Origin of the sequence: Pseudomonas glycinae (genome assembly GCF_001594225.2) — a bacterium.
Taxonomy (GTDB): domain Bacteria; phylum Pseudomonadota; class Gammaproteobacteria; order Pseudomonadales; family Pseudomonadaceae; genus Aquipseudomonas; species Aquipseudomonas glycinae.
The window spans coordinates 4,958,799-4,976,300 of the sequence record NZ_CP014205.2; the positions used below are offsets into that span (position 1 = coordinate 4,958,799).

Genomic DNA, 17,502 nt, shown 5'->3' on the forward strand with positions numbered 1-17,502 from the left:
CTGACGGCCAGATGCACAAAAGCCCCCATCGAGTGATCGATGGGGGCTTTTTTATTCGTTTGGCTCGGTGGCCTTCATGGCAATCCGCTTGCCCGCGCGACCGGCAATCCCGCTCGCCTGTCCGTTCTGCTGCTTGCCCATTCGCGCCTGGGTAATCAATCCGGGAATCAGCTCTCCTTCCGGCAGGTTCTTCCAGAACCGCGTCGGCAAATGCCCTTGCATGACCTTCTCGTTCAACCGCGCCGGGTTGAAGATGTGGCTGTAGTACGTCAGCCACAAGTCACCGTGGGGGTCGTCGACGTTCTGCGCCAGTTGCTGCCACTCCAGCGGACACTGACGTTCATGGATCAGTTGTTCACCATCGTAATAAACCCCATCGCGGGGCGTGGCGATCAGCCAGCGATGCCGGCCCATGCGTCCGATGAAGTGTTCGCTGGCACTGTGCAGAATGTCGTGGGCCGGCTCGTGCCACGCGACGTATTGCGGGCCCGGCAGCTCTGGCGGGCGCTCGATGAAGCGCACGAACGCATGCAGATGATGGGCTTCGCGCTGCACCTGCTTGATCCGCCGCTGCAACTCGCTGCCCAGCTTGTCGCCGGCCATCATTGCCGTGCGGTCGCCGTGGCTGACTCGCCACAGCACTTCATACAGCAAACTCCAGCGCTGATCGCCACGGTATCGCGACGCTTGTTCCAGGGTGTCGAGCAACGCACGCGGAATCCGCGCCTGAAACGGTCCCTGCCCCTCGGGCACCGACACGTCACTGGCAAACAGATCACTCACGCCTTCCGACGCCCAGCTCACCAGACTCGGGTCGATTTCATGGCTGAGCAGCCAGCGCGCCTGTTGGCGCCAGGTGTCGAACAGGTCGTCGCAGTCGAGGTTGATCATCCCCACAGCCCCATCTGTTGCGGCATTGGTCGGTCGCGCAATTGCTGATAAAGCATCTGGCTGGTGACTTCCGCCTGCTGAGGGTGGTAATCGCTGGTGATGATGAACGGCTTGGCTTTGGCCAGCACACAGCGCATGCGCGCCACGTCTTCGTAGCGAATGCGCCGCTGCCGACGCAGTTCCACCAGACGTTCGGTGGTGCGCAGGCCAATGCCGGGGATGCGTGAAATCAACGCCGGTTCGGCGCGATTGAGATCCAGCGGAAACACCTCACGATTCTGCAGCGCCCAGGCCAGTTTCGGGTCGATGTCCAACGCCAGATTGCCCGGCCCCTGAAGCAATTCACCGGCGGTATAGCCATAACCGCGCAACAGAAAATCCGCCTGATACAAGCGGTGCTCGCGCATCAGTGGCGGTGCGGCCAGCGGTACGCTTTTCGGGCTGTCGGGAATCGGGCTGAAGGCCGAGTAATAGACCCGGCGCAGACGGAAGTTGCCGTAGAGCGCCTGAGCGCTGTGCAGGATGGTGCTGTCGTCAGTGTCATCGGCACCGACGATCATCTGCGTGCTCTGCCCGGCCGGGGCGAACTTCGGGGCACGGGGTTCGTTGAGCACGGTCTGCACGCCGGTGTAGATCGTGTTCATCGCCTGTTTGATCGAGCCGATCTGCTTCTCCGGCGCCAGGGTTTGCAGGCTGGCATCGGTGGGCAATTCGATGTTGACGCTCAGGCGATCGGCGTAACGCCCGGCCTCTTCGATCAGAGCGGGATCGGCGTCAGGAATGGTCTTGAGATGGATGTAGCCACGGAACTCATGATCTTCGCGCAACAGCTTCGCGACACGCACCAGTTGCTCCATGGTGTAGTCCGCCGAACGGATGATCCCCGAGCTGAGGAACAACCCGCTGACGCAATTGCGCCGGTAGAAGTCCAGGGTCAGCGTCACCACTTCCTCGGGCGTGAAACGCGCACGGGGCACATCGCTGGAGCGGCGGTTGACGCAGTATTGGCAATCGTAGAGACAGAAGTTGGTCAGCAGAATCTTGAGCAGCGACACGCAACGCCCGTCCGGCGTGTAGCTGTGGCAGATGCCCATGCCATCGGTCGACCCCAGCCCGGTCTTGCCTTCGGAACTGCGCTTGGGCGCGCCGCTGCTGGCGCAGGAGGCGTCGTACTTGGCGGCGTCGGCGAGGATGCTGAGCTTGTCGATGATTTGCATGGCAGGCACTCGATACTGTTCACATATACAGTATAGAGAGCGGTTGGCTCATACAAGGCGCAACGCCGCTCTTCGTCGGAATGTCATGCCACAGCAGTCAGGTCAATTTGACTCAAGCGCAGTCAGATTGACTCGATGTAACAAAGGTCATAATGACTATCAAACCTGCGCAGCCCTTGATATTAAAGGCTCTCCGGCATGGCCCGAAAATTGACCGGTTCCCCGTAGCCATTTGGCTGAAGACCAAAAACGGGAGTCGAACATGGATCATATTTTTCAGGGCAAGATTGCCGTCATCACCGGCGCCAGTTCGGGCATAGGCCTGGCCGCTACCGAGCGTCTGCTGGATCAAGGCGCACGCGTGTTGGCCATGTCGCGAAAGCTCGGCCCACTGGCCGAACTGCTTGAGCGGTATCCGCAGCAACTGGTCTGGCATCCCGGCGATGTCACTCAAGCCTCTGACCTTGCCTCCTTGGCCGAGCAAGCTGCACACATCGGTCCGGTAAGCTTCGTGGTGCCCAACGCCGGTATCGCAGAACTGGCCGACGGACTCGACAGTTCGGCGTTCGATCGCCAATGGGCAGTAAACGGCGCCGGCGCCCTGAACACCTTGGCCGCCCTGCGCCCGCACCTTGCAGGCAAGGCGTCAGTGGTGTTCATCGGTACTTTTCTGGCCCAAATCAGTTTCGCGGGACTGGCCGCCTACATCGCGTCAAAAGCGGCGTTGATCGCCCATGCCCGAACCCTTGCGGTCGAGCTGGCACCCCATGGCGTGCGCATCAATTGTGTCTCCCCCGGCCCGACCGCAACGCCGATCTGGTCAACGCTGGGCCTGAGTGACGAAGCGCTCGGCGACGTCGCCCAAGGCGTCAACAAACGACTGTTGGGCGGACAATTCCTGGAACCTGCGGCGGTGGCCGACGTCATTCTTTTCCAGCTGGGCAATGGTGCTCGCGGCGTCATCGGTCAGGATTGGGTGGTCGATAGCGGATACACCTTGAGCTAACGCGCATGCAGCGATCCGGGCGTGGAATCCGTCAGCTGGCGGCCTGACGATTCCCGCCCGGCCCCAGGCAAAACCAGTCCCCAGCGCGACGCCAGTTCCCGACGCCCCTGCACCGTCAACGTCAGTGCCCGACTGTCCAGATCCTGCGTCACCCATTTGCGCTTCAACGCGGTCTGCAACAGCGACGCTCCAAGTGATCCACCCAGATGAGGCCGACGCATGCTCCAGTCCAGGCACGGGCAGGCAAAGCGTCGGCGCAAGGTCGACAGATCCCTGACCTCAACCCCCAAGCCTTCGAACAGCGCTTCTCCACTCTCGCTCAAGCGGTACGCCTGCTCATCGGTTTCCACCAGCCAACCACCCTCCAGCAACCGGTCATGCAGCAGCACTGCCAGCGTGCCGGCCATGTGGTCGTAGCAAGTACGGGCGAATTGCAGGCGATCCGGTGTGTGGGGTTTGAAGGCCGGCGCGGGGTTCTGTCCGATCACCATCAGCGCTTCGAGGGCCTGGGCCACACGCTTGTCGGCGAGGCTGTAATAACGATGGCGGCCCTGCACATGCAGGCGCACCAGCGCCAGGTCCTTGAGCTTGGCCAGGTGTGCGCTGGCGGTCGAGGCGCTGACGTCGGCGAGGCTCGCCAGCTCCGTGGCGGTGCGGGCGTGGCCGTCCATCAGCGAACACAGCATTTTGGTCCGCGCCGGTTCCGCGATGGCGGCGGCCACTTGCGAGACGCCGATGTCTTGATGTGCTGCGTGCATATTTCGCTCCCGGACGAATCATCGCTCTCAAGGACTGGAGATAGTAGCAACACTTCCCCCACCGACAAGGTTGCGATCCATGGACCCGATCATCGCTGCGACTCACGCCGATCCCTACCCCTACTACGCCGAACTGCGCGCGGCGGGCGGGCTGACCTTTCATCACGGACTGAAACTGTGGGTTGCCAGCAGCGCCCGCGCGGTGTGCGCGGTGCTGGCGCATCCGGATTGCCGGGTGCGTCCGGTGCAGGAACCGGTGCCCAAAGCCATCGTCGATGGCATGGCGGGCAAGGTGTTTGGCCTTTTGATGCGTATGAATGACGGCGAAGCTCAGCGCTGCCCGCGTTCGGCCATCGAGCCGCCGCTGGGATTGATTGATCGGGAAGAAGTCAGCGATCTGGTGTCCGCGCGGTTGATCACGAACGATGCCGACGGCCTCTATAAAGCCATGTTTCGCGGCCCGGTGTGCGTGGTTGCATCGCTGCTCGGGTTCACCCCGGCGCAGGCGCGGGTCATCAGTGAACTGACGGCGGATTTCGCGGCGTGTCTGTCGCCGTTGAGCAATGACCTGCAACTGGCGGCAGCCCATCGGGCGGCGGAGCAATTGCGCGGATACTTCATCGAATTGCTGGCGGATCCGAATCCGTTTCTCGCCGACATTCGCCAGCGTTTTGTCGGCAATGAGGACGTGCTGCTCGCCAACCTGATCGGCCTCTGTTCGCAGACGTTGGAGGCTACCGCCGGGTTGATTGGCAATGCGCTGGTGGCGCTACAGCGGCAGCCTGAATTACACAATGCGTCCTTAGATTCGCTGCTCGCCGAAGTCCAGCGTTTCGATCCCTCGGTACAGAACACCCGTCGATTTGTGGCGAAAAGCTGCGAAATCGACGGCGTGCGGCTGGAAGCCGGCGACGTGATTCTGGTGCTGCTGGCCTCGGCCAATCGAGACCCGGCACTGAATGAAAACCCGGATTGCTTTATGGTGGATCGCCCGAACCGACGCAGCTTCACGTTCGGCAGCGGTCGGCATCAATGTCCCGGACAGACGCTGGCAATGACGATCGCCAGCGCCACGCTCACCGAAATCCTCGCCCACAACATTGATCCGGGAAGATTCGCGTGGCACTACCGGCCTTCGCTGAATGGACGAATTCCGATGTTCAGCGAGGTGCAGCCTTAAGCGTTGCGCAATTCGATGGTCAGGTGCGAAAGTTCATGCACAGGCGCCAGGCGCTCACGGATCGCGTCGGCAGTCACGCCCGCCACCGCGACCACACTGACAATCGCCGCCCGCGCCTGTGGGCCGACCTGCCAGACATGCAAATCGCTGATGCGCACATCATCGGAGGTTTCCAGCAGTTCGCGGATCTCCTCGGCCACGGGTTCATCGGTGGTGTCGAGCAACACGGCGGCGCTGTCGCGCATCAGGTTCCAGGCCCATTTGGCGATGACGATGGAACCGACGATGCCCATCACCGGGTCCATCCACACCCAGCCCAGATAGCGCCCGGCCAGCAGCGCGGCAATCGCCAGTACCGATGTCAACGCGTCCGCCAATACGTGCACGTAGGCTGAACGCAGGTTGTTGTCGTGATGGTGGTGATGACGATGATCGTGGCTGTGGTCGTGACTATGGCCGTGGTCGTGATGGCTGTGGTGACCGGCCAGCAGAAAAGCGCTGAGCAGGTTGACGCCCAGGCCGACCACGGCAATCAAGGTTGCTTCGCCGAACGCCACACTGGTTGGCTGGAACAGACGGAAAACCGATTCCCCGGCAATCCCCAGCGACACCAGCCCCAACACCATCGCCGAGGCAAAACCCGCCAGATCACCGACCTTGCCGGTGCCGAAACTGTAGCGTCGGTTGTTGGCGTTACGCCGGGCAAAACCATAGGCTGCCGCCGCGATGCCCAAGGCGCCGGCGTGGGTCGCCATATGGAAACCGTCGGCCAGCAATGCCATGGAACCGGTGAGATAACCGGCGGCAATTTCGCCGATCATCATCACGAAAGTCAGCACCACCACCCACAGGGTGCGGCGGGCGTTTTCATCGTGCGAAGCACCGAGAAACTGATGGTTGTGGGAAAAGTCATCAACCTTGAGGGTCATGATGTCGGCGCTCACTTGGAATATCGGCGGATGGCCAGCAGCAACTCTTCCACGCCCTGGGCGCGGGCTTCGTCGCTGAGGTCGGGACGGGCGACATGCTCGCGGGCGTGGGCCTCGATGAACTGCTCCATCAAGCCATTGACCGCGCCGCGAATCGCCGCCATCAGGTGCAACGTCTTGGCACAATCGGCCTCGGATTCCAGCGCTTTTTCAACAGCCTGAACCTGCCCGGCAATGCGCCGAACCCGGTTGAGCAACTCGCCTTTGTGTTCATGCGTGTGCGACATACCTATACCCCCTACCCCTATATAACGAGCATGGTCGCTGTTCCGATCGGAAGGGGCAAGGCCTGTTTGGGATTGGAGGACAAACGGATGACTTCAGCCTACGCATACCCCTGTGGGAGCGAGCTTGCTCGCGATGGCGGACTGAAAAATGACGCATCATTTTGCCCCCATCCGAGAGGCTACATCGCCTTGCGCCTTTGCCTACAACTACGCCAGAATCCGCCGGCTTGTGCGGTTTTGAGGGCGTCGGTAACTTGGTTCGCGTCACTGAATGGTCAGTGATCGGGTTTAGTCGCTCGATGATTTCTCAAAACTTTACATGTGCTCCAGACAGTCAGGTGACCTTCATCTGCACTCTATGGCGGCTGTGTGCAGGGCACCCTCGGGTGCGCCGGTTTTGGGAAGTCGCCGGTCGACTAACCTGCGTACAGCTGCCACCTTTTCGTTTAGTCGCGAGGTGGTGTCGGCATCACTTTGAGGCTTTCCCGAATGTTCAAATACGTCCCCGATCCACCCGAAACAGACAAACCCAACGAATCCGATCCGGCCTCGCCCTACGCCTCCGCCGATTCCAGAAAACTCCACGAAGCCGCCGAGCGCGCCCTCGACCATTACCTGAAACCCACCGCCCCGAAACAACACTGCCCCGGCCGCATGTTCCTGGTCGCCCCCGACCTGGATCAGCATGCCCTGCTGGCCCACGCCTGCGAATCGATGACTTCGGCCAGCGTGATGCTCAGCGACTTCGCCGCGCTGCTGGACCCGCCCTACCGCAACACTGTGCTGGGCATCGCCCAAGTTGTGATGTGTGGCGAACTGGCTGTGAACCGGGCGCTGGACACTCTCGATGCCACGACCTGAGGAACACCCATGGAAAGCAAATCCGATGCACACATCATCGCCGCCCTGATCTCCATCGGCCTCAACGAGAAAGACAGCCAATGGGCCCAGAAAGCCTGTCTGCTACTGCTCGAGAGCGAACGGAAATCCATTGTCAGCGCCGCCCTCACCGCCCTCGTCCAGATTGCCCGCGACCATGGCGAACTGGACCGCAACCGCCTGCTGCCGGCACTCACCAGCGTAAAGCGCCGATTCCCAAGCCTGACCGGCACGATTGCCGCGACGCTGGATGAGATCGCGATGGCTGCGTAACACCTGGGGTACAAGGCAAGAAAAAACCCGCTGTCTCCGTGAAGGGAGGCAGCGGGTTTTTATGACTTCAGCAATGAAACGGTCATCAATCCTCCCGCGTCAAAACCTCAAGCAACTCAATCTCGAACACCAGATTCGAATTCGGCGGAATCTTGCCCATCGTCCGCTCGCCATAACCCAGATGCGCCGGCACCAGCAGTTTGCGCTTGCCGCCAACCTGCATCCCCATGATGCCCTGATCCCAACCCTTGATCACCCGGCCCGTGCCGATCACGCACTGAAACGGTTTGCCCCGGCTCCAGGACGAATCGAACTCGGTGCCGTCTTCCAGCCAACCCGTGTATTGGGTGGTGATCAACGCGCCTTTGACGGCGGCTTTTCCGTCTCCGGTCTGAAGATCGATTATCTGCAGTTCATCATTCATAACATTCACTCTATTGTTCCGCTGGCCGCCGTTTTCCCAGAAATACCGGTCATTGGCAACCGTTTGACCCTACGTCGGCCGTGATGGATGATGGCCACCCGCTACCAATCCTGATCGATACGCCATGACAGCGACGCTTGAATGACTCAACTCTGGATCAGCTTCGCCATTGTCGTTGTGCTGTTGGTCGTGATCGCCGTTCTGATCCGCCGAGTGCGCGCGCTTCGTCAGCAACTCGCCGAGTATCGCGAACTGCTCACCCGCGCCGCCGAGGGCCAGAACATCCGTCAGGATGGCGACGCCGACCGCTTCAAGCGCAGCCAGTATTTTGCGCGGATCGGCACTTGGGATTGGGAAGTCGACACGGATCGACTCTATTGGTCCGACGCAATATTCGGCATGTTCGGCTTCAAGATCGGCGAAGTGACGCCCTCCTACGCGCTGTTCTGTTCCTGCGTACACCCCGATGACCGCGCCAGGGTGCGCGCGGGGGAATTGCGATGCCTGGAGACCGGCGAAAACCACGACGAGGAGTACCGCGTGGTCTGGCCCGACGGCACGATTCGCTGGCTGCGGGAAACCGGCAATGTGGTGCGCAACGATCACGACGCGGTGATCAAGATGATGGGCGTGGTGCGCGACATCACCGAAGAAAAGGCCTCGGCCAGCTACCTCCAGCACCTCGCTCATTTCGACCCGCTGACCGGCCTGCCGAATCGGCTGGTACTGGAAGAGCGGCTATCGGAAGCACTGGAACATGCGCGCATGACCGAAACGCGGGTAGCGTTGGTGTTTATCGATCTCAACGGCTTCAAAGCGATCAACGACCGCTACGGTCACGCCGCCGGCGACCGCGTTCTCATCACCACCGCCACGCGCCTGAAACGCATCCTGCGGGTCAGCGACACCGTCGCGCGCATCGGCGGCGATGAATTCGTGGTCATTCTGCAAGGCCTCGCCCCCGGCCTGAACCTGCAGGACGAAGCGCGCAGCATCTGCCAGAAGATCTTCATCGAACTGTCCCCGCCCATTCCCATCGGCAACGACCAACGCCACATCGGCACCAGCCTCGGCGTCGCCGTCTTCCCCGACCACGCACCGACCATGGACCGGTTGCTGCACATTGCGGATCTGGCGATGTATGAGGCCAAGCGCAGTGGGAACAATCAGTATCGATTGGTTGGCGGGCAGACGCTGAGTCATGGCCGGGCTGATTGAGCCCGACGCTATTTCTCCACCGGCTGAATCGCCACAATCGTCCCGTTGGTGATCATCACCATCACATATTTATCGTTGATCTGTACCCACTGCGCCTGCGGTTCCGGCTGCTTGAGGCCTTTCTGTTTCCAGTTTTTGATGGCTTTTTCGCTGCGCTGGTAAATGTCCGGGGCGCGGTCGTTGACGTTCAGTTCGCGGTTGCCGGTCGGTGATTGTTCGACAGTGTCGTTCGAGGTTTGCGCCGCTTGAACGAGGGGGCTGATCCCGGCGATGCTGGCGACGAGGGCCAGGCTGGCGATTAGGGTCTTGTTGTTCATCGGTGAACCTCCTTCAGATGTGTGATACCTGAACTCCGACTGCGAGGTTCGGGAATCATTCCTTGTTTATTGATGGACGTTGAGATTGTAGCCACGCTCCGGAACGCGATCCGGGCTAACCCGCCACCGGGCCAATACAGTCAACAGCATCCATTTGCGATAAGATCGCGCCCGCCCTCGCCGAGTGAACAAGGACATCACTGTGAAAATCTACCTCATCGTCAATCTGGTATTGCTTGCGCTTCTGGGGCTCTACGCTGTCAATCTTTTCAATAAGCTCGTTGCCCGGCGCAACGAGATCAAAAACGCATTTGCCCAGGTCGAAGTGCAGCTCAAACGCCGCTATGACCTGATCCCCAATCTGGTCAGCATCGCCAAGGGTTATCTGGCCCATGAGCGCGAAACCCTTGAAGCCGTAATCGCCGCACGCAATGCCGCCGTGGCCGGACTTGAGGCTGCACAGGCGAAACCGGGCAGCGCCCAGAACATCGCGCAATTGGGGCTGGCGGACAGCGCACTCAGCAGCGCGGTGGATCGCTTGAACCTGACGCTGGAGGCTTATCCGGAACTCAAGGCCTCGCAGAACATGCAACAGCTGAGCGAAGAGCTGAGCAGCACCGAAAACAAAGTGAGTTTCGCGCGCCAGGCGTTCAACGATGCGGTGATGGCCTACAACACGCTCAAGCAGAGCTTTCCGGCAGTGCTGCTGGCGGCCAGTTTTGGCCATCGCGAGGATGCGGTTCCGTTGAAGTTTGCCGATACGCTGGCCATCAAGACCGCGCCCAACGTTTCTTTCTGATTGCTGCTCTCCATGGATGGCCCGATGAATTTTTTTGAACGACAAACCCAGGCCCGAAACCAAACGTCACGGCTGGTTTACCTGATGATTCTGGCGATTGTCATGCTGATCGGGATGACCAGCCTGCCCTTCGTCTTCAATGGTTTTGAGGATTACCTGAGCGGGACCGGCACGCTGGCGGATGCGCTACTGGCAATGGCCGTTATCGCATTGTTCATCAGCAGCATCGTGGTGATTGGCGGTCTGCTGAAATATCGACAGCTGCGCGCGGGCGGCAAGGTCGTCGCGGAGAAACTGGGTGGCCGCCTGCTCAACGGCAATGCGCACACCCTGGACGAGCAACGGTTGATGAACGTCGTCGAAGAAATGGCAATTGCCTCCGGCACCCGCGTGCCATCGGTATATCTGCTACAAGACGAAAGCATCAACGCCTTCGCGGCCGGATTTACACCGGAAGACGCGGCCATTGGTGTGACCCGTGGCGCAGTGAAACTACTGACTCGAGAAGAACTGCAAGGGGTGATCGCCCACGAATTCAGTCACATTTTCAACGGGGACATGCGCCTCAACACGCAACTGGTGGCGGTGGTGCACGGCCTGTTGGTGCTGGGGCTGGCTGGCACTTACATACTGGCCAGCCTGCTCAAGCGCGACAAACGCGACGTGCGATTGATGCTGGTGGTTTTTGCGCTCGGTGCCGCACTGTGCGTGGCCGGGTTTATCGGGAATCTGTACGGCAATCTGATCAAGGCCGCAGTCAGTCGTCAGCGTGAGTTCCTCGCTGATGCCAGCGCGGTGCAGTACACGCGCAATCCGCAAAGCATTGTCGGTGCCCTGAAAAAAATCGGCGCCCATAAACAAGGTTCCGTCATCAACTCCCCCCGTGCCGCCGAATTCAGTCATTTGTTCTTCAGCACAGGCGGCTCAGGTTGGCTGAGCCGGATGTTTGCGACCCACCCTGATCTGAGCGTGCGGATTCGTCGGATCGATCCGCAGTGGGACGGGAGTTTTACGACGGCTGCCGCAGCGGGCAAACCGGTGCCTGATCAGATGGCGGCAACGGCGGATTGATTCAGACTCCACGTCCACGGATGGCTAGATGAATTTCTTTGAACAACAGTGCCGGGCCAAACGTCGCTCGGTGCAGCTCGTGATCCTGATGTTTCTCGCCGTACTCGGCTTGATTCTTGTGTCCTTCATGCTACTGATTCTGCCGATCTCGTACGGCAAAACGCTCGAGGATCTGGCGGAAAACTGGCAGTTTTTCGCGATCATTGCAGCGCTGGTAACGGGTGTTGTGTTGCTCGGCGGGCTGGTCAAATACATCGAACTGAAAGGGGGCGGCAAAGTGGTCGCGCGCCGTTTGGGTGGTCGTCTGATCAACCATGACGCGCGGACTCTGGAAGAGCGCCGTTTGGTCAACGTGGTGGAGGAAATGGCCTTGGCGTCCGGCACCGCAGTCCCTCCCGTGTATCTGCTGCCGGATACGGGCATCAATGCATTTGCCGCCGGTTTCACCCCTCAGGATGCAGTGATCGGCGTCACTCAAGGTGCGATAAGCCTGTTGTCACGCGATGAACTGCAAGGCGTGATCGCCCACGAATTCAGCCACATCTATAACGGCGACATGCGCCTGAACACCCAACTGGTCGCGATCGTTCACGGGATCATGGTGATCGGGTTGGCGGGAAACCATCTCTTGCGCGGTCTTGAGGACACACCACACTCATCTGCCAATCGTAAGCAGCCGACCATTCTGGTCAGCATGTTTGGCACTGCGCTGTGCATTGTCGGATTCTCCGGGACGTTCTTCGGCAACCTGATCAAGGCTGCAGTCAGCCGGCAACGCGAATTCCTGGCCGATGCGACCGCCGTGCAATACACCCGCAACCCCGACAGTATTGCCGGGGCACTGAAGAAAATCGGCGGATACAAAATGGGCTCGACCCTCAAGGCCGCCCGTGCCGCCGAGTTCAGCCACCTGTTTTTCGGCCCTGGCACTTCCAGCTCTCTTCTGCTCTCGGGCCATCCGGATCTGCGTGAACGCATTCGCAGGATAGACCCTGACTGGGACGGGACTTTTGTGAACATCGCCGCACCAGCGCAAGACTCGATGGTAGCCAGAACCGTGCAGGCAGCGACGCCAAAACAGCTGCCATAGCACGCCATTGATCTGCATAGCACATCAATCCATGCCAACAATGCAATTAACAAATCGATCCCTGCGCGCCACTATCCGCCCCAATAAGAACCGTGCGCCGCCTCCCCGTCGCGCACGTCATAAAAGCGGTGGAGTACTTTTCTATGACAGCCTCAATCCCACACGGCGGCTCGCGGGCCGGCGCCATTTTCCGGGTGACCTCGGGTAACTTCCTCGAACAGTTCGACTTCTTTCTGTTCGGTTTCTACGCCACGCAGATCGCGGCGGTGTTCTTTCCGGCGAGCAGTGAGTTCGCGTCCCTGATGATGACTTTCGCAGTGTTCGGCGCAGGCTTTTTGATGCGTCCGCTGGGGGCCATCGTGCTCGGCGCGTACATCGATGACGTCGGTCGGCGCAAAGGTTTGATCGTGACGCTGTCGATCATGGCCAGCGGCACGATATTGATTGTGCTGGTGCCCGGATACGAAACCATCGGCCTGTTTGCCCCGGCGCTGGTGTTGATCGGAAGGCTGTTGCAAGGTTTCTCCGCCGGTGCGGAACTGGGCGGAGTTTCGGTGTATCTCTCCGAAATCGCCACGCCCGGTCGCAAAGGCTTTTTCACCGCCTGGCAGTCGGCCAGTCAGCAGGTGGCCATCGTCGTCGCCGCTGCGCTGGGTTATGGCTTGAACCAATGGATGGCGCCGGAAGCGGTCGCCGATTGGGGCTGGCGGATTCCGTTTTTCGTCGGCTGCATGATCGTTCCGTTCATCTTCTTTCTGCGACGCAATCTGGCGGAAACCGAAGAGTTCGCCGCTCGCAAACATCGTCCAAGCATGAAGGAAGTGTTCCGCACCCTCGGTCAGAACTGGGGCGTGGTGCTGGGCGGGATGCTGATGGTTGCCCTGACTACCACTGCGTTCTACCTGATCACCGTGTACGCACCGACCTTCGGCAAAACCGTGCTGCACCTGAGCACATCCGATGCGTTGCTGGTGACGTTGCTGGTGGGCGTTTCCAACTTCTTCTGGCTGCCGATTGGCGGTGCATTGTCCGATCGCGTCGGCCGCCGTCCGGTGCTGATCGCCATGGCGCTGCTGGCGCTGGCCACCACGTATCCAGCGCTGTCGTACCTGGTGCAGGCGCCGAGCTTCAGTCACATGCTGCTGTCGCTGTTGTGGCTGTCGTTTATCTACGGCCTGTACAACGGCGCGATGATTCCCGCGCTGACCGAGATCATGCCGGTGGAAGTGCGAGTGGCCGGTTTCTCCCTGGCCTATAGCCTCGCCACTGCCGTGTTCGGCGGATTCACTCCAGCGATGTCGACCTTCCTGATCCAGTACACCGGCGACAAAGCCGCACCGGGTTACTGGATGAGCATTGGCGCGCTCTGCGCATTGGGCGCGACGCTTTATCTGTATCGCCGGGCCGGCGGTCGTCTGCAACCTGTTACTGCCTGAGAACATCACCATGAAAAAATTGTTTACCGTTTCCGCCCTGCTCGCCGGTCTTGCGTTCAACGTTGCGGCGCAGGCCGAAGAACTGCGGGTCATGACTTCCGGCGGTTTCACCGCCGCCTACAAGATCCTCGGACCAAAATTCGCCGCCGCCACCGGCAACACGCTGGACACCCAACTCGGCCCGTCGATGGGCAAGGCGCCGGAGGCAATCCCCAATCGCCTCGCCCGTGGTGAAAAGGCCGACGTGGTGATCATGGTCGGTTACGCCCTCGATGACTTGATCAAACAAGGCAAGGTCGACCCGGCGTCGCGGGTGGAGCTGGCGGATTCGCGGATCGGCCTGGTGGTGCGCGAGGGCGCGCCGAAACCGGACATCAGCAACGTCGACGCCCTGAAGAAAACCCTGTTGGATGCAAAATCGGTGGCCTACTCCGACAGCGCCAGCGGCGTGTACATCGAGCAGCAATTGTTCAAGAAACTGGGTATCGAAGATCAACTGAAACCGAAGGCGAAGATGATCCCGAAAATCCCGGTGGGTTCGGTGGTCGCGACCGGCGACTATCAACTGGGCTTCCAGCAGGTCAGCGAATTGCTGCCGGTGCCGGGGGTGAGTTTTGTGGCGAAGATTCCGGAGTCGGTGCAGTCGGTGACCCGATTTGCAGCGGGCATTCCAGTGGGTGCGCAGCATCCGCAGGAAGCCAAGGCGTTGCTCGCTTATCTCGCCGCACCCGCCGCCCAGCCTGACGTGCAGGCCACCGGTCTGGATTCGGTCAAGCGCTGACCGTCGGCGGCTGGACTTTCATTTCCACCACCAGCCGCTCCAGTTCCAATGCCGCCGGGGTCAGCGTACGACCCCGGCGTTTGATGATGCCGACGCTGCGCATCACTTGCGGATCGGTCAGCGGCACCCGCGTCAGGATCGGATGATCCGCCGCCGGCATCGCCATCAATGGCACCGCTGCCACCCCCAATCCCGCTTCCACCAGACCGATCATGGTCGTCACATGCCGCGTCTCGCAGATGCTCGGGCGCTGCGGCACCACTTTCGCCAGCGCTTGATCGAGCAAAAAGCGATTGCCCGATGTCTTGTCGAGCGAGATGTAATCCTGCCGGTAGAACTCGTCCCAGGTGACGCTGCTGCGCCCGGCCAGCGGATGATCGCGGCGACAGGCGACTACGTAGCTCTCCTGCACCAGCGGCTCGAAATCCACGCCCGCCTCCTGGGTACCCATGAAACTCAGACCGAAATCCGCCTCGCCGTTGACCACCGCGCTCAGCACATCGTGGGCGCTGGAGTCGAGGACTTTGACTTTGATTCGCGGAAACTGCCGGTGATAACGGGCGACGACGCTCGGCATGAAGTAGTACGCCGCCGACGGCACGCAAGCGACGGTCACGTGGCCCTGCCGATTCGAGGCGACCTCACTGATGCCGAGCAACGCGACGTCCAGATCGTCGAGCAAGCGTTCGACGCTGGGCATGAAACCGCGTCCGGCCTGGGTCAGGCTGACCTTGCGCGTGGTGCGCTCGAACAGCTTCACGCCGAGAGCGTCTTCGAGCTTTTCGATGCGCCGGCTCAGGGCCGGTTGCGACAGGCGCACGGTGTCGGCGGCCTTGCGGAAACTGCCCTGCTCGACCACGGCGCGAAAGGCTTGCAGGTCATTGAGGTCGAAGTTGATGGCCATGAAAGACTCGAAGGAATTGATTCGTTGAGGTTATAAATGTAACCAATTGATGCAAATTATTACAGAAGCACATCTGCTCAAGCGGGGCCGGCGGTAGATCTGCCATCGTTGCAACCTTTATCCTTGTCGCCCCCCGCCGTACCGCGTTACTGGAGTTCCGCTCATGCCCCATGAAGGCAATCTGTTACAAGCCGCCGTCGTCTTTCTCTTCGCCGCCGTGCTCACCGTTCCCCTGGCCAAGCGCCTGCAACTGGGCGCGGTGCTCGGTTATCTGTTTGCCGGGGTGATCATCGGCCCGTCGGTGCTCGGCCTGATCGGCAATCCGCAAAGTGTCAGCCATATTTCGGAACTGGGCGTGGTGCTGCTGTTGTTCATCATCGGTCTGGAGCTGTCGCCGCGACGTTTGTGGGTGATGCGCAAATCGGTGTTCGGCGTGGGTCTGGCGCAGGTGCTGCTGACCGGTTCGGTGATCGGTGTGCTGGCGTTGTCGGTGTTTGGCCAGCCATTGAACAGCGCGATTGTTCTGGGCCTCGGTCTGGCGCTGTCGTCTACCGCGTTTGGCCTGCAAAGCCTTGCCGAGCGCAAGGAATTGACCAGCCCCCACGGGCGGCTGGCGTTTGCGATTCTGCTGTTCCAGGACATCGCCGCGATCCCGTTGATCGCGCTGGTACCGATGCTCGCGGGGGTCGATCACCACACCAGCACCGCCGACGACGTTCGCCACAGTTTGCAGGTGCTCGGCGGCATCGCGGTGGTGGTGATCGGTGGACGTTATCTGCTGCGTCCGGTGTTCCGCATCGTGGCGAAAACCGGTCTGCCGGAAGTCTCCACCGCCACCGCGTTGCTGGTGGTGATCGGCACCGCATGGCTGATGGACATGGTCGGTGTGTCGATGGCGCTGGGCGCATTTCTCGCCGGGTTGCTGCTGGCGGATTCGGAATATCGCCATGAGCTGGAAGCGCAGATCGAGCCATTCAAGGGCCTGCTGCTGGGGCTGTTTTTCATCAGCGTCGGCATGGGCGCCAACCTCAGTCTGCTGCTCAGCGCGCCGATCACGGTGCTGGGGCTGACGCTGCTGCTGATCGCCCTGAAGTTGCCGTTGCTGTTTGTGGTCGGGCGCCTGGCCGGTGGGTTGAACAAGGTCAGCGCGATTCGCCTCGGCATCGTGCTGGCAGCGGGCGGTGAATTTGCGTTTGTGGTGTTCAAGATCGGCCGCGATCAGGGCCTGTTTGAACCACGTCTGTACGACCTGCTGGTACTGACCATCACCCTGTCGATGGCGGTGACGCCGCTGTTGCTGCTGGTCTGCGCACGACTGGTCAGCCCGAAGGTGCAGCCGGTGGAAGTGCCGGAGAAATTCCGCCAGATCGAGACCGAATCGCCACGGGTGGTGATTGCCGGTATGGGTCGGATGGGTCAGATCGTGGCGCGGATTCTGCGGGCGCAGAACATCAAGTTCGTCGCGCTGGACACCTCGGTGGAAACCATCGAACTGTCGCGCAGTTTCGGTGGCGTGCCGGTGTTCTACGGTGACCCGATGCGTCCGGAAATCCTCAGTGCGGCCAAGGTCGGTGAAGCGGAGTACTTCGTGATTGCCACGGATGATCCGGAAACCAACATCAAGACCGCCGAGATCGTGCGCAAGCTCTACCCAGACATGAAGATCATCGCCCGGGCGCGTAACCGGCAGCATGTTCATCGGTTGGTGGATGTGGGGGCCGATCCGATTCGGGAAACCTATTACTCCAGTCTGGAAATGAGCCGCCGTACGCTGGTTGGCCTCGGCTTGACCCAGGCCCAGGCCGATGCGCGGATCAAGCGCTTCAAGCACCATGACGAACAGGTACTCGAGGCTCAACACGCGGTGTACGACGACGCGGCCAAAGTGCTGCAGACCGCCCAGGAAGCGCGGGCGGAACTGGCCCGGTTGTTCGAGTCGGATCAACTGGAAGAACAATCGGGCAAGTCCTGAGCCCCCGCACACTGCGCGCGCCGACCGCCTGACCCTGATCGTTCCCACGCTCTGCGTGGGAATGCAGCCC

At 60.7% G+C, this 17,502-nt stretch carries 19 protein-coding genes; 11 read left to right on the forward strand and 8 right to left on the reverse strand.

The genetic code is table 11. The features are described from left to right. Positions 1 to 51: 51 nt before the first annotated feature. Both AWU82_RS22675 and AWU82_RS22680 read right to left on the reverse strand, forming a co-directional pair. Positions 52 to 891: a TIGR03915 family putative DNA repair protein gene (locus AWU82_RS22675; protein WP_064380563.1), complete on the reverse strand. Its 840-nt coding sequence runs from the start codon at positions 889 to 891 to the stop codon at positions 52 to 54. Next, positions 888 to 2,108 (reverse strand): putative DNA modification/repair radical SAM protein, encoded by a 1,221-nt coding sequence (locus AWU82_RS22680; RefSeq protein ID WP_064380565.1) that lies wholly within the window; start codon positions 2,106 to 2,108, stop codon positions 888 to 890. The genes AWU82_RS22675 and AWU82_RS22680 overlap by 4 nt, the downstream gene beginning before the upstream one ends. Before the next feature lie 262 nt (positions 2,109 to 2,370). Between AWU82_RS22680 and AWU82_RS22685 the strand changes: the two genes are divergently transcribed. After that, positions 2,371 to 3,114 (forward strand): SDR family NAD(P)-dependent oxidoreductase, encoded by a 744-nt coding sequence (locus AWU82_RS22685; protein ID WP_064380566.1) that lies wholly within the window; start codon positions 2,371 to 2,373, stop codon positions 3,112 to 3,114. Here AWU82_RS22685 and AWU82_RS22690 read toward each other — a convergent pair. Then, positions 3,111 to 3,872 (reverse strand): ArsR/SmtB family transcription factor, encoded by a 762-nt coding sequence (locus AWU82_RS22690; RefSeq protein WP_064380569.1) that lies wholly within the window; start codon positions 3,870 to 3,872, stop codon positions 3,111 to 3,113. The two genes, AWU82_RS22685 and AWU82_RS22690, sit on opposite strands and share 4 nt — an antisense overlap. A 79-nt stretch (positions 3,873 to 3,951) precedes the next feature. Here AWU82_RS22690 and AWU82_RS22695 point away from each other — a divergent pair, with 79 nt between their 5' ends. Further along, positions 3,952 to 5,052: a cytochrome P450 gene (locus AWU82_RS22695; RefSeq protein ID WP_064380571.1), complete on the forward strand. Its 1,101-nt coding sequence runs from the start codon at positions 3,952 to 3,954 to the stop codon at positions 5,050 to 5,052. On the opposite strand, the gene dmeF is transcribed toward AWU82_RS22695, so the two are convergent. Together dmeF and AWU82_RS22705 are read right to left on the reverse strand one after the other, a co-directional pair. Beyond that, positions 5,049 to 5,981, reverse strand: coding sequence for a CDF family Co(II)/Ni(II) efflux transporter DmeF (dmeF, locus tag AWU82_RS22700; protein ID WP_064384069.1), 933 nt, complete (start codon positions 5,979 to 5,981; stop codon positions 5,049 to 5,051). The two genes, AWU82_RS22695 and dmeF, sit on opposite strands and share 4 nt — an antisense overlap. 11 nt (positions 5,982 to 5,992) lie before the next feature. After that, positions 5,993 to 6,268 (reverse strand): metal/formaldehyde-sensitive transcriptional repressor, encoded by a 276-nt coding sequence (locus AWU82_RS22705; RefSeq protein ID WP_011334838.1) that lies wholly within the window; start codon positions 6,266 to 6,268, stop codon positions 5,993 to 5,995. Between the two features lie 489 nt (positions 6,269 to 6,757). Between AWU82_RS22705 and AWU82_RS22710 the strand changes: the two genes are divergently transcribed. After that, complete coding sequence (locus AWU82_RS22710; RefSeq protein WP_064380573.1) at positions 6,758 to 7,129, forward strand: DUF6124 family protein; 372 nt, start codon at positions 6,758 to 6,760, stop codon at positions 7,127 to 7,129. A 9-nt stretch (positions 7,130 to 7,138) separates the two neighbouring features. Further along, entirely contained in the window at positions 7,139 to 7,420 is a 282-nt protein-coding gene (locus AWU82_RS22715) for a hypothetical protein (RefSeq protein WP_064380575.1), read from the forward strand. 85 nt (positions 7,421 to 7,505) lie between these two features. On the opposite strand, the gene AWU82_RS22720 is transcribed toward AWU82_RS22715, so the two are convergent. After that, complete coding sequence (locus AWU82_RS22720; protein WP_064380576.1) at positions 7,506 to 7,844, reverse strand: FKBP-type peptidyl-prolyl cis-trans isomerase; 339 nt, start codon at positions 7,842 to 7,844, stop codon at positions 7,506 to 7,508. 141 nt (positions 7,845 to 7,985) lie between these two features. Here AWU82_RS22720 and AWU82_RS22725 point away from each other — a divergent pair, with 141 nt between their 5' ends. Further along, positions 7,986 to 9,062, forward strand: a complete 1,077-nt coding sequence (locus AWU82_RS22725; RefSeq protein WP_064380578.1) for a sensor domain-containing diguanylate cyclase — start codon at positions 7,986 to 7,988, stop codon at positions 9,060 to 9,062. A gap of 8 nt (positions 9,063 to 9,070) precedes the next feature. Here the strand turns inward: AWU82_RS22725 and AWU82_RS22730 are convergent, their stop codons facing one another. Further along, the gene (locus tag AWU82_RS22730; RefSeq protein WP_064380580.1) at positions 9,071 to 9,379 is read right to left on the reverse strand and encodes an RcnB family protein; all 309 of its coding nucleotides are present in this window, start codon (positions 9,377 to 9,379) and stop codon (positions 9,071 to 9,073) included. A 202-nt stretch (positions 9,380 to 9,581) separates the two neighbouring features. On the opposite strand from AWU82_RS22730, the gene AWU82_RS22735 reads away from it, so the two are divergent. The 5 genes from AWU82_RS22735 to AWU82_RS22755 all read left to right on the forward strand — a co-directional run bounded on the left by AWU82_RS22735 (position 9,582) and on the right by AWU82_RS22755 (position 14,556). Beyond that, positions 9,582 to 10,178 (forward strand): LemA family protein, encoded by a 597-nt coding sequence (locus AWU82_RS22735; RefSeq protein WP_064380582.1) that lies wholly within the window; start codon positions 9,582 to 9,584, stop codon positions 10,176 to 10,178. 24 nt (positions 10,179 to 10,202) lie between these two features. Then, a complete protein-coding gene (locus AWU82_RS22740; protein ID WP_064380583.1) occupies positions 10,203 to 11,249 on the forward strand; it encodes a M48 family metallopeptidase in 1,047 nt (348 codons plus the stop codon). Between the two features lie 28 nt (positions 11,250 to 11,277). Continuing rightward, complete coding sequence (locus tag AWU82_RS22745) at positions 11,278 to 12,339, forward strand: M48 family metallopeptidase (protein ID WP_064380584.1); 1,062 nt, start codon at positions 11,278 to 11,280, stop codon at positions 12,337 to 12,339. A 143-nt stretch (positions 12,340 to 12,482) separates the two neighbouring features. Continuing rightward, positions 12,483 to 13,775 carry an MFS transporter gene (locus AWU82_RS22750; protein ID WP_064380585.1) on the forward strand — a complete coding sequence of 431 codons (1,293 nt, stop codon included), beginning with the start codon at positions 12,483 to 12,485 and terminating at the stop codon, positions 13,773 to 13,775. A 10-nt stretch (positions 13,776 to 13,785) separates the two neighbouring features. Further along, positions 13,786 to 14,556, forward strand: a complete 771-nt coding sequence (locus AWU82_RS22755; RefSeq protein ID WP_039767271.1) for a substrate-binding domain-containing protein — start codon at positions 13,786 to 13,788, stop codon at positions 14,554 to 14,556. Here AWU82_RS22755 and AWU82_RS22760 read toward each other — a convergent pair. Then, a complete protein-coding gene (locus tag AWU82_RS22760) occupies positions 14,546 to 15,460 on the reverse strand; it encodes a LysR family transcriptional regulator (protein ID WP_011334875.1) in 915 nt (304 codons plus the stop codon). The two genes, AWU82_RS22755 and AWU82_RS22760, sit on opposite strands and share 11 nt — an antisense overlap. Before the next feature lie 163 nt (positions 15,461 to 15,623). Here AWU82_RS22760 and AWU82_RS22765 point away from each other — a divergent pair, with 163 nt between their 5' ends. After that, the gene (locus tag AWU82_RS22765; RefSeq protein ID WP_064380587.1) at positions 15,624 to 17,432 is read left to right on the forward strand and encodes a monovalent cation:proton antiporter-2 (CPA2) family protein; all 1,809 of its coding nucleotides are present in this window, start codon (positions 15,624 to 15,626) and stop codon (positions 17,430 to 17,432) included. Positions 17,433 to 17,502 lie beyond the last annotated feature (70 nt).

Excerpts from the sequence above, each read along its gene's own strand:
- AWU82_RS22675 (WP_064380563.1), bottom strand. The coding sequence starts at position 891 with ATGATCAACCTCGACTGCGACGACCTGTTCGACACCTGGCGCCAACAG.
- AWU82_RS22715 (WP_064380575.1), top strand. The coding sequence starts at position 7,139 with ATGGAAAGCAAATCCGATGCACACATCATCGCCGCCCTGATCTCCATC.
- AWU82_RS22750 (WP_064380585.1), top strand. The coding sequence starts at position 12,483 with ATGACAGCCTCAATCCCACACGGCGGCTCGCGGGCCGGCGCCATTTTC.
- AWU82_RS22720 (WP_064380576.1), bottom strand. The coding sequence starts at position 7,844 with ATGAATGATGAACTGCAGATAATCGATCTTCAGACCGGAGACGGAAAA.
- AWU82_RS22685 (WP_064380566.1), top strand. The coding sequence starts at position 2,371 with ATGGATCATATTTTTCAGGGCAAGATTGCCGTCATCACCGGCGCCAGT.
- dmeF (WP_064384069.1), bottom strand. The coding sequence starts at position 5,981 with ATGACCCTCAAGGTTGATGACTTTTCCCACAACCATCAGTTTCTCGGT.
- AWU82_RS22705 (WP_011334838.1), bottom strand. The coding sequence starts at position 6,268 with ATGTCGCACACGCATGAACACAAAGGCGAGTTGCTCAACCGGGTTCGG.
- AWU82_RS22745 (WP_064380584.1), top strand. The coding sequence starts at position 11,278 with ATGAATTTCTTTGAACAACAGTGCCGGGCCAAACGTCGCTCGGTGCAG.
- AWU82_RS22730 (WP_064380580.1), bottom strand. The coding sequence starts at position 9,379 with ATGAACAACAAGACCCTAATCGCCAGCCTGGCCCTCGTCGCCAGCATC.
- AWU82_RS22765 (WP_064380587.1), top strand. The coding sequence starts at position 15,624 with ATGCCCCATGAAGGCAATCTGTTACAAGCCGCCGTCGTCTTTCTCTTC.
- AWU82_RS22695 (WP_064380571.1), top strand. The coding sequence starts at position 3,952 with ATGGACCCGATCATCGCTGCGACTCACGCCGATCCCTACCCCTACTAC.
- AWU82_RS22710 (WP_064380573.1), top strand. The coding sequence starts at position 6,758 with ATGTTCAAATACGTCCCCGATCCACCCGAAACAGACAAACCCAACGAA.
- AWU82_RS22690 (WP_064380569.1), bottom strand. The coding sequence starts at position 3,872 with ATGCACGCAGCACATCAAGACATCGGCGTCTCGCAAGTGGCCGCCGCC.
- AWU82_RS22760 (WP_011334875.1), bottom strand. The coding sequence starts at position 15,460 with ATGGCCATCAACTTCGACCTCAATGACCTGCAAGCCTTTCGCGCCGTG.
- AWU82_RS22725 (WP_064380578.1), top strand. The coding sequence starts at position 7,986 with ATGACTCAACTCTGGATCAGCTTCGCCATTGTCGTTGTGCTGTTGGTC.
- AWU82_RS22740 (WP_064380583.1), top strand. The coding sequence starts at position 10,203 with ATGAATTTTTTTGAACGACAAACCCAGGCCCGAAACCAAACGTCACGG.
- AWU82_RS22680 (WP_064380565.1), bottom strand. The coding sequence starts at position 2,108 with ATGCAAATCATCGACAAGCTCAGCATCCTCGCCGACGCCGCCAAGTAC.
- AWU82_RS22755 (WP_039767271.1), top strand. The coding sequence starts at position 13,786 with ATGAAAAAATTGTTTACCGTTTCCGCCCTGCTCGCCGGTCTTGCGTTC.